General features: G+C 71.2%; 16 protein-coding genes. 8 read left to right on the top strand and 8 right to left on the bottom strand.

Features of this window, described 5'->3' with window-relative positions; translation table 11 throughout:
* Nucleotides 1–78: 78 nt before the first annotated feature.
* The 3 genes from IF73_RS37820 to IF73_RS0120435 all read right to left on the bottom strand — a co-directional run bounded on the left by IF73_RS37820 (nt 79) and on the right by IF73_RS0120435 (nt 2,466).
* Nucleotides 79–765: a cytochrome b/b6 domain-containing protein gene (locus tag IF73_RS37820; RefSeq protein WP_031010095.1), complete on the bottom strand. Its 687-nt coding sequence runs from the start codon at nt 763–765 to the stop codon at nt 79–81.
* On the bottom strand, nt 719–1,438 hold the full coding sequence (locus tag IF73_RS0120430; protein ID WP_031010098.1) for a molybdopterin-dependent oxidoreductase: 720 nt from the start codon (nt 1,436–1,438) through the stop codon (nt 719–721). The genes IF73_RS37820 and IF73_RS0120430 overlap by 47 nt, the downstream gene beginning before the upstream one ends.
* A 530-nt stretch (nt 1,439–1,968) precedes the next feature.
* A complete protein-coding gene (locus IF73_RS0120435) occupies nt 1,969–2,466 on the bottom strand; it encodes a sigma-70 family RNA polymerase sigma factor (protein WP_051717075.1) in 498 nt (165 codons plus the stop codon).
* A 429-nt stretch (nt 2,467–2,895) separates the two neighbouring features.
* Between IF73_RS0120435 and IF73_RS0120440 the strand changes: the two genes are divergently transcribed.
* Nucleotides 2,896–3,666, top strand: a complete 771-nt coding sequence (locus IF73_RS0120440) for an MBL fold metallo-hydrolase (RefSeq protein WP_031010102.1) — start codon at nt 2,896–2,898, stop codon at nt 3,664–3,666.
* A gap of 128 nt (nt 3,667–3,794) precedes the next feature.
* Entirely contained in the window at nt 3,795–4,349 is a 555-nt protein-coding gene (locus tag IF73_RS0120445; protein WP_031010104.1) for a hypothetical protein, read from the top strand.
* 88 nt (nt 4,350–4,437) lie between these two features.
* Here IF73_RS0120445 and IF73_RS37825 read toward each other — a convergent pair whose 3' ends face one another.
* From IF73_RS37825 to rpmF (IF73_RS39120), 5 genes are all read right to left on the bottom strand, one after another.
* A complete protein-coding gene (locus IF73_RS37825) occupies nt 4,438–4,638 on the bottom strand; it encodes a hypothetical protein (protein ID WP_037879838.1) in 201 nt (66 codons plus the stop codon).
* A gap of 77 nt (nt 4,639–4,715) precedes the next feature.
* The gene (locus IF73_RS37830; protein WP_420706570.1) at nt 4,716–5,075 is read right to left on the bottom strand and encodes a hypothetical protein; all 360 of its coding nucleotides are present in this window, start codon (nt 5,073–5,075) and stop codon (nt 4,716–4,718) included.
* Nucleotides 5,076–5,216: 141 nt separating this feature from the next.
* A complete protein-coding gene (locus IF73_RS0120460) occupies nt 5,217–6,137 on the bottom strand; it encodes an alpha/beta fold hydrolase (RefSeq protein ID WP_031010106.1) in 921 nt (306 codons plus the stop codon).
* A gap of 180 nt (nt 6,138–6,317) precedes the next feature.
* Nucleotides 6,318–6,521, bottom strand: coding sequence for a 50S ribosomal protein L32 (gene rpmF, locus IF73_RS39670; protein WP_420706571.1), 204 nt, complete (start codon nt 6,519–6,521; stop codon nt 6,318–6,320).
* A 436-nt stretch (nt 6,522–6,957) separates the two neighbouring features.
* Nucleotides 6,958–7,131 (bottom strand): 50S ribosomal protein L32, encoded by a 174-nt coding sequence (gene rpmF, locus IF73_RS39120; protein WP_063833456.1) that lies wholly within the window; start codon nt 7,129–7,131, stop codon nt 6,958–6,960.
* Nucleotides 7,132–7,589: 458 nt separating this feature from the next.
* Here rpmF (IF73_RS39120) and IF73_RS0120475 point away from each other — a divergent pair, with 458 nt between their 5' ends.
* The 6 genes from IF73_RS0120475 to IF73_RS0120500 all read left to right on the top strand — a co-directional run bounded on the left by IF73_RS0120475 (nt 7,590) and on the right by IF73_RS0120500 (nt 14,018).
* Nucleotides 7,590–7,781 carry a hypothetical protein gene (locus IF73_RS0120475; protein WP_031010108.1) on the top strand — a complete coding sequence of 64 codons (192 nt, stop codon included), beginning with the start codon at nt 7,590–7,592 and terminating at the stop codon, nt 7,779–7,781.
* Nucleotides 7,782–7,836: 55 nt separating this feature from the next.
* Nucleotides 7,837–9,183 (top strand): epoxide hydrolase, encoded by a 1,347-nt coding sequence (locus tag IF73_RS0120480; protein ID WP_031010110.1) that lies wholly within the window; start codon nt 7,837–7,839, stop codon nt 9,181–9,183.
* A 72-nt stretch (nt 9,184–9,255) separates the two neighbouring features.
* Nucleotides 9,256–10,719 (top strand): catalase, encoded by a 1,464-nt coding sequence (locus IF73_RS0120485; protein WP_031010113.1) that lies wholly within the window; start codon nt 9,256–9,258, stop codon nt 10,717–10,719.
* Nucleotides 10,719–11,126, top strand: coding sequence for an ankyrin repeat domain-containing protein (locus IF73_RS0120490; protein ID WP_031010114.1), 408 nt, complete (start codon nt 10,719–10,721; stop codon nt 11,124–11,126). The genes IF73_RS0120485 and IF73_RS0120490 overlap by 1 nt, the downstream gene beginning before the upstream one ends.
* A gap of 520 nt (nt 11,127–11,646) precedes the next feature.
* Nucleotides 11,647–12,399, top strand: a complete 753-nt coding sequence (locus IF73_RS0120495; protein WP_234338293.1) for a pyridoxamine 5'-phosphate oxidase — start codon at nt 11,647–11,649, stop codon at nt 12,397–12,399.
* 221 nt (nt 12,400–12,620) lie between these two features.
* Nucleotides 12,621–14,018 carry a CHASE3 domain-containing protein gene (locus IF73_RS0120500; RefSeq protein ID WP_031010116.1) on the top strand — a complete coding sequence of 466 codons (1,398 nt, stop codon included), beginning with the start codon at nt 12,621–12,623 and terminating at the stop codon, nt 14,016–14,018.

Below are 14,018 nucleotides of genomic sequence, written 5' to 3' on the forward strand. Positions count from 1 at the left end.
GGACGATCCGGGCGTCGGGGGTGCCCGGGGCGTTCACGGGCCCCTACTGCCGGTGAACGCCCTCGCGCGGCGGGCACGTCACGTCTCGTCCGCTCTTCCGGCCGCGCCGGCGTCGTGTTCCTCCCGCAGCCAGTGGGAGTGGTACCGCTCGGCCCAGGACCGGCTGACGTACCCGGTACGCATCCCCAGCCGCGATTCCGGGTCCTCCAGGGCCTTGCGGATGTGCCCGATGACGACGAAGGCGATCAGCCAGGCCACCAGGTCGTGGACGAAGATCGCGCTGGTGCGTGAGACGAACGGCAGCAGCCCCATGAACCACATCAGCAGACCGGTGAACATCATGACCAGGACCGCGCCGGCGATCCAGCCCGCGTAGAGCTTCTGCCCCGCGTTGAACTTGCCGGCCGGCCGGGCCCCCGGCGCCGTCCTGCGCCCGCGTGCGGCCGCCAGCCACTGCCGGTCGTACGGGGCGGACCGGTTCAGCCTGCGCAGGTCCGCGCGGAAGTCCGCCGAGAACAGACCGAGCAGGAAGGGCGCCGGCAGCAGGATGCCCGACCATTCGTGCAGCGTGGCCATGAGGTGCCGGCGTCCGACGAGTTGGGCGATCGGCCCGAGGTAGAGGCATGCGGCGGTGGTCAGGCACACCAGCATCAGGTAGCCGGTGGCGCGGTGGACCATGCGTTCGGCGGTGCTGAAGCGCCGGACCCGGCCCGAGGGGTCAGGCCGCACCGCGGTCGGCGTCGCCGAGCCAGCCGTCGATCGCATATCCACGCTCCTCCCAGAACCCGGGAACGACCTTGTCCGTGACCGAGATGCCGGACAGCCACTTGGCCGACTTGTAGAAGTACATGGGAGCCACGTAGAGGCGGACAGGGCCGCCGTGTTCGTGGGTGAGGGGCTTGTCCTGCATGTTCAGGGCCACCAGGACGTCGGAGCGCCGCGCCTGTTCCAGGGTGAGGCTCTCGGTGTAGGCACCGTCGAAGCACGTGAAGTGGACCGCCGTCCCCGAGGAGCGCACCCCGGAGGCGTCGAGGATGTCCGCCAGCTTCACGCCCTCGAAGGGGGTGTCGTCCACACGCCATCCGTCCGTGCACAGCACGTCGGCGACGACCCGGGTCTGCGGCATCGCGCGCAGGTCGGCGAGGGTGTAGGTCTTCGGCTTCTCCACGAGGCCGCCGACCGTGAGGGCGTAGGTGGTCTCGTCCTTGCGCGGTACCGATCCGACGACGCTGTAGTAGCGGAAGCCGCCCGGGTTGGGCAGCAGGCCGGTGAGTCCGGTCGAGTCGGCCTGGGAGGCGGTGGCGAGGAACTTCTCCCAGCCGCGCTGGAGCGGGGGCGCGAGGGCGAGTGAGGCTGCTCCCGCTCCCAGCATGCCCAGCATCGCCCGTCGCCCCATCGGCGGGCCGCCCTCGGCATCCGGTTTCGATTTTCGTGCCATGGTCCGTGTGCTCCTCACGTGGTGCCGGATCCCCGGCGATGTGGGGGCGCGCGGTGTCGTCGACACATGGGGGCGCGCTCCGGAATCCGCCAGAGTCACCTGTTCAACTGGTGACGATCGTGACACGCACCCCAGGGACTGTCAACGACACGGATGCCGCGCACATGAAGAGCGGAAGAGGAACATTGAGGCGACCGGGCTCGAAGTCCGCAGGGAGCTGTGCCCTGCGCCACGTCAGAGACACCCGTCAGAAAGGTGACTCGGAGCGAGATGTCCGCGCGGCACGTCGGCCGCTCAGCGGACAGGACGTGCGAGCGCGCCGGCGGTCCGCGATACGGGGGATGCGGCCGCCGGCGCGGGGACGGGCCCCGGTCACGGGGGGATGCTGCACCACCGGAAGTCCCGTCCCGGATCGGCCGCCCCTCAGCAGCGGCGGCTCCCTCTACTGGGACAACGGGACGGCGCGGGGAAAGGTTCAGTCCCCGGCTCGAACGTGCGGAGCCGCCCGGGTGGCGTACGCGGGCCGCCTACTACGCCGCCTCGGGCTCCACGACCGCGCGCAGTTTGCGCAGGGCGTTGTGGTGGCGGCTCTTGACGGTGCCCGTCGGTACTCCGAGGATCCCCGCGGTCTCCTGGATGCTGCGGTCGCAGAGATAGATGTGGACCAGGACGGCGCGGTGCTCGGGAGACAGACCGCGCAGCAGCCGTGCGACGACCAGGGCGTCGTGCACGGACTCGGGGCTGTCGGAGCACGAGACGGGATCGCTGTAGGTGACCCCGGTGGCTTCTCTCCGGGCGTGGGGCTTGCGCACCCAGTCGATGACCAGGTGCCGGGTGACGGTGAAGAGCCAGCCCCTGACCGATCCCTCCATTCCGATCAGGCGGTCCATGTTCCGCCAGGCCCGGATGGCGGTCTCCTGCACGATGTCCTCGGCGAGCCCGTGGTCGCCCAGCAGCTTCTCTGCGTAGGAGACGAGGGCGTTCCTGTGCTCCCCCATGATCGAGCCGAGCAGATCCGATCGGGACATGGGCGTGAGAGGCGTAGCCATGGTGTTCTGAACCGTCCTGGTTCTCTGTCATGTGGGCAACGGAAAGTCGGGGGCGGCCGCCGTCTGGGAACGCGGCCGGGAAGCGCCGGAAGACCGCTCGTTCCGCGTTGTCCAGTGCGACGCGCTTCTCCCTCGGACGCACACCCGTGAGTCGGATGTCACATGTGCCGATCCGGTCATCGCGTGCGCCCATAGTGACATATGTGTGAAGAGTCTCCACCCGACGCCCCGTCCTCGGAGGCCGCCCTGGAAGACGGTGCGGCTCGCCGGACGGTGCCGCCTTCGCGGCACACATTTCTTCCTGTGGCGCACACATGACAGCATGGGCCGAAGTCACCGGAGCCCCGGTGGGACAGCCCCGGCGGGAGAGCCCCCGTGGTCCGCTTACCGGAGAGGATCAGCACGATCATGACGAAGGTTCCGGGCGACGGCGACATCGTCCGCGTCGCGCGCGACGTCTACGCGGTGTCCGGCAGCAACACCAACTGGGTGATCGTGAAGGACGGCGACAGCTGCACCCTCGTCGACGCCGGCTACCCCGGTGACCGCGCCGCCGTGCTGGCCTCCCTGCGAGCCGTCGGGTTGCATCCCGGGGCGGTGACGGCCCTCCTGGTCACGCACGCGCACAACGACCACATCGGTGCGGCCGAGCACCTGCGCACCGTGTACGACGTCCCCGTGCTGATGCACGAGGAGGAGGTGCCCCATGCCCGTCGTGACTTCCTCGACCAGGTCTCCGTCGGAAAGGTCCTGGCGCAGGCGTGGCGGCCCGGTGTGCTCCCCTGGGCGGTCCATGCCCTGCGGGCCGGGGGCACCGCCCACGTCCCGGTCTCGGAGCCCCGGGCCTTCCCCTCGGCGGGCCCGCTCGACCTTCCCGGCGGCCCCGTGCCCCTGCACACGCCGGGGCACACGCGCGGCCACTGCGCCTACCACCTGCCGGGCAGCGGGATCCTGATCACGGGCGACGCCTTGGTGACCGCCCACCCCACCTCCCGGACCAGTGGCCCGCAGCTCCTTCCGACCATGTTCCACACCGACCGCTCGCGGGCCCTCGTGTCGCTGGATGTGCTGGAGGAGGTGGACGCCGAGATCCTGCTCCCCGGCCACGGTCCCGTGCACCACGGCGCCGCGAAGGAGGCGACGGCGACGGCCCGCGACCGCGCCTCGGCCCGCGTCTGAGAGGGAGCACGATCCGTCCGGCGAGGGAGCACGATCCGCCCGGCCTCGCGCGTCGACACTTGTCTGCACAGGAGCTCCGGGCCTGGGTAGCATGCGGAGCAACGTTCGTATCGAGGGAGTGAAGCCTTGTGACCACCCAGTCAACCGCCACCCGGCTGGTGGACCAAGCCGCGTCGGACCTGGAGGCGAACCGCCGGCTGCAGCAGAAGCTGACGGAGCGGATCACGGTGCTACAGCGGGAGGAAGCCCTCCTGCTGGACATTCTGAGCCTGGCCCAGCAGTACGAGGGTTTCGCCGACCCGTCCCGGCTGCCCGAGCAGCCTCAGGACGAGCCCGGCACCGCCGCCACGAAGGCGAAGCGAGCCTCCGCTGGGGCCGAAGCCCGTCGCGCGACCCCGGCCAAGGCGGCCGCGACAGGTCGCCCGCGCAAGGCCGGCACGAAGGCGAAGGCCCGGCAGCCGCTGCTCGGCGACCTCCTGATGGAACTGCTCGGAGCGCACGAAGAACCGCGCCTCGCCCAGGAGTTGCGGGACGAGCTGCTCGCGGAGCACCCGGACCGCAACCCGACTCCGCAGGTGGTGCGGAACACGCTTGAGGCCCTGGTCGCCAAGGGGCGCGTCCAGCGTCACAAGCAGCAGCGCTCCGTCATGTACACGCTTGTCGTTCCGGACTCCGCCCACTGACGTCACGGAGCGGGGGCGCGGTCGGATCCCGGCCCGCCACACGTGCCGAGGTGCGGACGTCCCCGTGTGGTTCGGCCGGGGCCGTCGGTCAGAGGAAGTCGGAGGGGGACGGGCCGTACCCGGCGAAGGTCACGCTCCGCGCCCAGTTCCACACCTGGGTGTCCGTGGGCCATGTCTGATCGGCGAGTCCTTCCGCGGCCGGTGACGTGCGCTCGTCGGGGGTCTTGAGCGCGCGCCCGAATCCCGGACGGCCGTACCCGTCGGAAGGTGTGCGCGTTCCGGAGTCCATGACCTGTCCTCGCTCTCCGGTCGGGAGGGACGCGGGTCCCGCGTGGGGGGACGCGGGACCCGCGGTCTGTGGGGCCGTCAAGCGGCGTCGGCCGCGATGACGACGGGAACGTTGTCGCGCGTGGCCTTGGAGTAGGGGCAGATCTGGTGGGCGGCCTCGGCCAGTTCCTGGGCGGTGGCCCGGTCGACGCCGCCGAGCACGGGACGCAGGACGGCGGAGAGGGAGAACTGGTCGTCGTCGCCGTGGGTGAGGGTGATCTCGGCCGTGATGGTGGTGCTGGTCAGCCGGACCTTGCGCAGGGACGCCGCGCGGCGCAGCGCGCCGAGGAAGCCGTCTCCAGCAGGCCGTCGGAGGAGCGGACGCGGCCACCGTTGCGGCCCTCTCCGTCGACGTCGACAACGGCGGTGTAGGTGACTGCCATGGCTGATGCTCCCCATTTCTGGTGCGAACTCCTGAGAACGCCTTCTTTCCGGACTCCGCGAGTCACCGGTTGAGGCGGTGACTCAATCTTGGCACTCACATTCGTCACCAGTCAAGGTGGTGACGAATGTGAGACATGTGAGCCCTGAGGCACCGGGCTACGCGGTGCCGGGCCGGGGGCCGACGGTCTCCCGCACGAAGCGGCTCACCGCGTCGGCGAACGGCTCGGGTTCCTCCACGTGCCCGAAGTGACCGCTGTTCTCGAGGATCAGCAGGCTGGCGCCGGGGATCAGCTCGCTCAGCTCGGTCCCCCAGCGCACGCCGCAGATGACGTCGTGCCGGCCCACGATCACCAGTGCGGGTACCGCCAGTTCCTTGAGGGCGGCGCGGTCGTCGATGGTCTCGGACTCGCGGTGCTCGTCCAGCCCTGAGATGTACGTGGCCCGGATCGCGTCGCGCATCGGCGCGTAGCGCTCCTCGTTGCCCCAGAAGTCGGCGAAGTACGCGGGCAGCACGCCCTTGGCGACCGCCTTGGTCTGCGCGTCGTCGGAGATGCTCGACATCGCGCCGAACGCGGCGAGCACGTCGGGCAGGCCGGGGTGGCCGGCGTGCCTGGCCGCGAACGCCTCGACGAGACGGCCCGCCTCCCGGCCGTGTTCCGGCCCGGTCACCGGCGAACCTTCGTACAGCACGACGCCCGCCAGCTGCTCGGAGCGGTTCAAGGCGTGGTACGCGGCGACGAACGCGCCGTGCGAGTGCCCCAGCAGGTGGACCTTCGGAACGCCGAGCCGGTCGATGAGGACCTCCAGGAAGGCGCTGTAGCGCTCCCGGGTGTAGCCGTGCGGGTGTGACGCCAGGCGGCTGTCCTCCGCGATGCCGATGGGCTCGACGTACACCATGGTCAGGTGCGCTTCGAGGACCGGCATGCGCATGTACTCCCAGAAGATGCCGGGCCCGCCGGAGAGGGCCAGGCAGACCGGTCCGCTGCCGTGGACGTGATACCGCTGCGCGATACCGGAGAGCCGGTACACGTGTGTACCGGGTGCGAGGGGGTCGGTGTGCGCGCTCGACGTGTCCATCCTGAGCTCCTTGTGGTGTTCGGGTTTCCGACACCGATACGCAGCTCGGCGGGCCGTTTGGTTCACGTCTCCGCGCGTGATCCGCCTCACGTGGTGGTGTCGTGGGTGGAGGACCGGATCCCGCCGGCACGGAAGCCGAGCGTGCGGCGGGATCCGGTGAACAGGGGCGCCGTCCTGGCGTCAGACCGCCGGAGGCAGTACCTGACGGCCCCGGTACATGCCGCAGTGGCGGCAGGCGGTGTGGGGCGTGGTCGGCAGACCGCAGGCCGGGTTGGCGCACGCCGCCAACAGGGGCGCAGCGGCCTTCCAGTGGGCTCGGCGGTGGCGCGTGCGCGCGCGGGACTTCCTGTGCATCATGGCGATGGATCCGTTTCCGTAGGACATCGCTCCGACCGCAAGGGCACGGCACAGGCCGACGAATCGGCACACAGAGGGAGCACACCGGTGGTCCGGGGAGGACACATGGGTGCCGCCGTCTGGTGCGGGGTCGACGGGGAAGGGGCCGATGAAGGTCGGAGCCGCTGGGCTGGGGCGCGGTGTGCACACGTCCGCCCTGCCGGAGTCCGGGTAAGGGGCTTGTCAGATACGCCTGGACCGGGGCCGACGGGCGGCGGGGCTCAGGCTAGGCTCTGTCGACTTCGATCAGCACGCCCCGGAGGCTAGCAACTGCCGGGCGCGGCTGCAACGCGATATGCCACGGACACATGTTCCCCTGCACCCAGGGGGTGCGTGGCACGACGAGTGGCCGGGAGCGCGGTGCCGGGTCCCGCCGAAGTCCCGCACCGGCGGGACCCGGCGAGCACGTTTCTCCGACGAGTTGTCAGGCTCGGGACGGCACCTCGGCGCCCCGGAGCGTTCCGCAGTGCCGGCAGGCAGCGTGGGGTGGGGTCATCAGGCCGCAGGCGGTGTCGGCGCAGGTCACCACGACGGGCACCGGCAGCTTCCAGTCGGCTCGGCCGTGCGGCGTGCGCACGCGGGACTTCGTGTACGTCATGTCGATGACTTCGTTTCCGTAGAACAGCGCTCCGACCCGGGAGGCACGGCACGGCCGGCCGGGAACGAGCCAGTGGGGTCGGAGTCGCGAGAGAGGGGCGCGGTGAGCGCTCGACCGCCGTGCCCGGTCTCCGGTCGGCCCCCCCCGTACGAGGGTGCCCGGAGCGGCGCCACGGCGGTGGGCTCGGGCTGGGCTCCGTCGACTTCGATCAGCACACGGGCGAGGCTGACAACCGCTGGCCGACAGTCGCAACGACATTGCCTCCGCCTTCGGGCGATCGCGCATAAGCTACACACGTGTGTCCTTGTCGCCGCTGCTCACATGTGAGTGAACCCCCGGTTTCCCTGCCACTCCCCCGTCACCGGCTTGACAGGTGACGGAGAGGGGTGCACGCTGATGACGGTCGTCCGAGAACGACCACAGGACGCGATCCACGACCGACGAAGTGGAGCATGGCCATGAACAACACCCCTGCCACGGACCCCGACGCGATCGCCCGCCTCGCCCGCTTCGGCACGCTGCCCGAGCGCATCCGTCCCGAGGACATGACCCTCGAGACCGAGGTCGATCCGGCCGGCGCGAACGGCGGCTACAACCCCGAGAACGCGTGGAAGTTCTACTCCTGCGTGGCTCTCGACCTGGGCCTGTAGTGGCTCGGACCACCACGGAACGAACTGTCGACGGCCACCGAGGAACGGAAGTGCGATGGGTATGAACGACCACACGGGACGCGGCGCCACCGGCCGTCGCGGATTCCTGGGCCTCGCTGCGGGCGCCGTCGCCGCCACACAGCTGGGACTGTCCGGCCCGGCGCAGGCGGCGACGAGCGGAACGCCGGCGGCGAGCACCGCGGGATCCCGGAGGACACGCCGGAGCACCGCCATCCGCCCCTTCCGCGTCAGGGTCCCGCAGCGGGAGATCAACGAGCTGCGGAGGCGTGTCCGGGCGACGCGGTGGCCGGACAGGGAGACGGTGGGCGACCGGTCCCAGGGCGCCCAGCTGGCGAAGCTGCGGCCCCTGGTCGAGTACTGGGGCACCGGATACGACTGGCGCAAGGCGGAGGCGAAGATCAACGCCCTGCCGCAGTTCATCACCGAGATCGACGGACTGGACATCCAGTTCGCGCACATCCGCTCGCCGCATCCCGACGCCCTGCCGATGCTGATGACGCACGGCTGGCCCGGCTCGATCGTGGAGCTGCTCAAGGTCGTCGCGCCCCTGACCGACCCGACCGCTCACGGCGGCCGTGCGGAGGACGCCTTCCACCTGGTCCTGCCGACCCTGCCCGGGTACGGCTTCTCGGGCAGGCCGACGTCGACCGGCTGGAACCCCGCCCGGGTCGCGGTCGCGTTCGACGTGCTCATGCGCCGGCTCGGATACACCCGGTACGTCTCCCAGGGCGGCGACCACGGCTCGATCATCTCGCAGGTGCTCGCGGCCCAGAAGCCCGAGGGGCTCCTCGGCATCCACGTCAACATGCCGGGCACCGTGCCTCCGGACGTCCTGCGCCACCTGCGCAACTTCGACCCCGCGCCGGCCGGCCTCACGGCGCGCGAGAAGCTCGCCTACGACCGTCTGCTGCACTTCTACCGCGACGGCTTCGGCTACGCGGCGATGATGAACCAGACCCCGCAGACGATCGGGTACGCGCTCACCGACTCGCCGGTCGCCATGGCGGCGTACTACTACGACAAGTTCGCGGAGTGGACCGACTCCGGCGGGGAGCCCGAGAAGGTCCTCACCTACGACGAGATGCTGGACGCGATCTCGCTCTACTGGCTCTCCGGCACCGCGACGTCGTCGGGCCGGTTCTACTGGGAGGGCACCCAGGCCGGCGGGGGCCCGTTCAACGCCGTCGACATTCCCACCGTCCCCGTCGCGGTGACCGTCTTCCCCCGCGAGATCTATCCCGCGCCGCGCAGCTGGGGCGAGCGCGCCTACGGCAACCTCATCCACTGGAACGAGGTCGACCGGGGCGGCCACTTCGCGGCGTGGGAGCAGCCGCGGCTGCTGGCCGAGGAGCTCCGCACGGCCTTCAGGACGCTGCGCTAGACGACGCCGCACCCCCGGGCCGCCCGCGGCCCGGCCGCACACACGCACCCAGGACCCACCGAGGAGACGATCTTGTCCGAGAAGTCCCATGAGCGGCTCACCACCGCGGCCGGCGCCCCCGTGCCCGACAACCAGAACGCGCTGACCGCGGGCGCACGCGGGCCGATGCTCCTGCAGGACGTCTGGTTCCTGGAGAAGCTCGCGCACTTCGACCGGGAGGTCATCCCGGAGCGCCGGATGCACGCCAAGGGCTCGGGGGCGTACGGCACCTTCACGGTGACGCACGACATCACCCGGTACACCCGGGCGAAGATCTTCTCCGAGGTCGGCAAGAGGACCGAGCTGTTCGCGCGCTTCTCCACCGTCGCGGGCGAACGCGGCGCCGCCGACGCCGAGCGCGACATCCGCGGCTTCGCCGTGAAGTTCTACACCGAGGAGGGCAACTGGGACCTGGTGGGGAACAACACCCCGGTCTTCTTCTTCCGCGACCCGCTGAAGTTCCCCGACCTCAACCACGCGGTGAAGCGCGACCCGCGCACCAACCTCCGCGACGCCGAGAACAACTGGGACTTCTGGACCAGCCTCCCCGAGTCGCTGCTCCAGGTCACGATCATCATGTCGGACCGCGGCATCCCGGCCTCGTACCGGCACATGCACGGCTTCGGTTCGCACACCTACAGCCTGGTCAACGCCGAGGGCGAGCGGTTCTGGGTGAAGTTCCACCACCGCACCCAGCAGGGCGTCAGGAACCTGACGGACGCCGAGGCCGAGGCCCTGATCGGCAAAGACCGCGAGTCCCACCAGCGCGACCTGTTCGACGCGATCGAGAACGGCGACTTCCCCCGCTGGAAGCTGTTCGTCCAGGTCATGCCGGAGGCCGACGCGGACGGCTACCGCTTCCCTCCCTTCGACCTCACCAAGGTCTGGTCGAAGAAGGACTACCCCCTGATCGAGGTCGGCGAGTGGGAGCTGAACCGCAACGTCGCCAACTACTTCGCCGACGTCGAGCAGGCCGCCTTCTCCCCTGCCAACGTGGTGCCGGGCATCGGCTTCTCGCCGGACCGGATGCTGCAGGGCAGGCTCTTCTCCTACGGGGACGCCCAGCGCTACCGCCTCGGCGTGAACCACCACCAGATCCCCGTCAACGCCCCCCGGAACGCAGCAAATTCCTACCATCGCGACGGCGCCATGCGGGTCGACGGCAACCAGGGCGCCACGCCGGGCATCGAGCCGAACTCGTACGGCCGCTGGCAGGAGCAGCCGGCCTACCGCGAGCCCGGCCAGGCGGTGGGGGCCTTCGCCGACCGGTTCGACTTCCGCGAGGACGACGACAACTACTTCGAACAGCCCGGCGACCTGTTCCGGCTGATGAGCCCCGAACAGCGTCAGACGCTCTTCGAGAACACGGCGCGCGCCATCCGCGGCGCGTCGCGCCGGACCGTGGAACGGCACATCGCCCACTGCGCCCAGGCCGACCCTGCCTACGGTGAGGGCGTCCGCAAGGCGATCGAGGCCCTGGCCGCCGGCCCTTCCTGATGGAGTCGTCGAACCGCGAGGGCGGCGGACTGAGCGCCGGGCAGCGGGCCCGTGTCGTGGAGATCGCCCTGGACCTGGCCCGGGAGGGCAGAACCGGGGAGCTGGTGGAGTTCGTACGGCACGGGCTGCCGGTGGACGTGGCCGACCCGGGCGCCAACACCCTCCTCATGCTCGCCGCCTACCACGGTCGGGCCGACACCGTGCGGGCGCTGCTGGCACTCGGCGCCGACCCGGACGCCCGCAACGCGCGCGACCAGTCGCCCCTCGCCGGCGCCCTGTTCAAGGGCGCGGACGAGGTGGTGGCGGTCCTGCGGGCCGCGGGCGCCGATCCGGACGCCGGCACCCCGACCGCGCGCGCCGCCGCGGCCCTCTTCGGCCGCGCACACCTGCTCGTCGACCGGCCCTGATCCGCGGGCACGTGCTCGCCGACCGGCTCTGGACCCGCGCCGGGTCAGGCCGACTTCCCGGCGCGGTCCATCCGGACGAGCGGTCGCGGTGCCGGGGCACGGCGCCGCCGGCGTCTCGCCACGTGTGCGCCGAGCGTCACGTGGCTGTCCGGCCGGACTTCCCTGTTCCCGAGCATCGGAGCACACCAGCGTGACTTCCCGTATCCCTTCACCCACTCCTCCCCCGTCCGGGCGCCCCGACCTCCGCACGGTGTCCGCGGTCCAGCGTGGGCCGGCGGTTCCGCACGGCGGTGCACCGCCGCTCGCCACCGCCCCGGCGTCCGAGAGCCCCACCGGGCCGGCGCGGGAACACCGCGACGGCCGGGCTCCGCTGACCGTGGAGGCGGGGCGATGACGGTGCTCGACTCCGCCCCTGGACGTCCTCGACGCCTACCGCAGCTGCGAGGTCGTCACGCTGGGCCGTGACGGCACGCCGACGGCCTGGCCGACGGCGGTGTGGCGACGCGAGAACGGCGGGCTCGTGGTGACGACGCGCCTGGCGTTCGCGCAGAAGGCGCTGAACGTGCGCCGGGACGGCCGGGTCGCCCTGCTCTTCTCCGACCCCACCGGAAGCGGTCTGACCGAACCCGCGCAGATCTTCGTCGGCGGGCGGGCCGAGTGCCCCGACGAGATCCACACCGGGCCGGAGGGCCTGGAGGAGTACTGGCGGATGCTCTTCGACCGGCAGCCGCACAGCCGGTCCTACCTCGCGCGCCCGCTGCGGCGGCTGACGGCCTGGTACTACCTGCGTCTGGTCATCACCGTCACTCCCGAGCAGGTGATCGTGCGCCCCGCCGGGGATCCGCCCGCACCACGGGTGCCCACCGGCGCGCCCGGAGGTGTGCCGCCGACCGGAGCCGCACAGCTCGCGGGGCACGCCACGGCCGTCCTGGCCTCCCGCGACGCGTCCGGCGCACCCGTGCCGGCCCGCACCCGGCCGGTGCCGACGACGGACGGCTTCGCGGTCCGCGTGCCGGCCGACTGCGCCGTGACGGCAGGCCCCGCCTCGCTCCTGGTGCACCGGCACGACGAGCGGCTGAACGGCCTCAGTAATGCCCTGGTCCGGGGCGAACTGCGGCCCGCGGGCGACGGGTGGCTGCTGGTGCCCTCCTCGGTGGTCGAGCCGATGGGCTCGGGGCGCGGCGCGGACGGGCTGCGCCTCCTGCGGCGCAGCCGGCGCTCCACCGACCGTTACCTGGAGCGCAGGGGCCTGTCACTTCCCCCGGTACGATGAGACCCCTTCCGGGAACTGACGCCACGACGCCAGTCCTGACACCGCCATGTGTGTGCGGTGCGGATGAGCCGGGCCCGGTCACATGTGAACGCCGGGCCCCGCATTCCGTGGGCGCCGTCCGGGGCTCTCACGGTGTTCACGTTCCGGACATGTCTTCTGCTCGGCCGGAATACGTTGCACACTTTGCCTGTCACATTTCTTCACGGGGGCAGGGCGGATTCATGGGTGCTGGGCGTGGCCACGGAGGTCGGCCCCTGGGGCTGACGAGTCTCACGATCGCGGCGAGCGGCCTGCTCGCGCTGCTGATCGGTGTCGCGTTCACCGTGCTGCTGTGGGCGATCAACGACGCGAACAACTCGATCTCGGCCAGACGGGCCTCGCGCACGGCCCTCGTCAGGGCCGGCAGCATGGAGCAGCTCCTCATCGACCTGGAGACCGGCCAGCGCGGTTTCGTGATCACCAGGCGGGAGGAGTTCCTCGAACCGTGGCACGCGGCGCGGAAGGCACTGCCGCTGGAGGCCCGGCAGTTCACCGACAGCACGACCTCCGAGGAGCAGCGGCGCACCGCCGAGCGGATCACCCAGGGAGTCCGGTCCTTCCTCGACGACTACTCGGTCCCGCTGATCGCGAAGGCGCGTGGCGGCGACCCCACGGCCGGTTCACTGGAGGAGGCGACCGAGGGCAAGCGACGGGTGGACGCGTTGCGGGCGCAGTTCGACGAGTACATGTCCGACGAGCGCGTCCATCTCGCCGAACGCACCGACGCCGCGGGGGCCAACAGCAACCAGGCGGTGACCGCCGCCGCGGTCGGGCTCGCCGCGTCCATGGCACTGTTCGCCGTCTTCACGGTGCTTCAGCACCGCGCGGTGGTACGGCCCGTGCGCGGCGCGGCCGCGGCAGCGCAGGAGCTGGCGGGCGGAGACCTGAGCGTACGGGTCGCACCCAGCAGGATCGCGGAGATCGGAGCGCTGGGCAGCTCCTTCAACAGCATGGCCGCCTCCCTCCAGGACAGTCGCCGGCGGATCATGGAGAGCACCGAGGCCGTCCACCGGCGCACCGCCCGGGACCTGCACGACGGGGCGCAGCAGCGGCTGGTCAGCCTGATGATCGGGCTGCGGCTGGCGCGAGAGCTGCTCCCCGGGTCGGAGCGGGCGGCGGTCGACCTGCTCGACCAGTCGATCGACAACGCGCAGACGGCGATCAACGAGCTGCGGGAGCTGGCCTCCGGGATCTATCCGCTGGTGCTCACGGTCAAGGGGCTGGTGCCGGCGGTCAGGGACCTGGCGTCCCGGTGCCCGGTGCCCATGGTCGTCGACTGCGAGGGCGAACGCAGGATCCCGTCCACGGTCGAGTCGAACGCGTACTTCGTGGTGGCCGAGGCCGTGACCAACGCGGTCAAGCACGCCCAGGCGTCCCGGATCGACGTCTTCGTCGAGTTCGGGGAGGTGCTGCGGCTCAAGGTCGCGGACGACGGGATCGGCGGCGTCGGCAAGGCGACCGCGGGCAGCGGGATGACCGGCCTCGCGGACCGCGTGGCGGCCTTCGACGGCAAGCTGACCATCGACTCGCCGCCCGGCCGGGGCACCACCCTGCTGATCCAGATCCCGGTACGGGACTGA

Origin of the sequence: Streptomyces sp. NRRL F-5727 (genome assembly GCF_000719555.1) — a bacterium.
Lineage (GTDB): Bacteria > Actinomycetota > Actinomycetes > Streptomycetales > Streptomycetaceae > Streptomyces.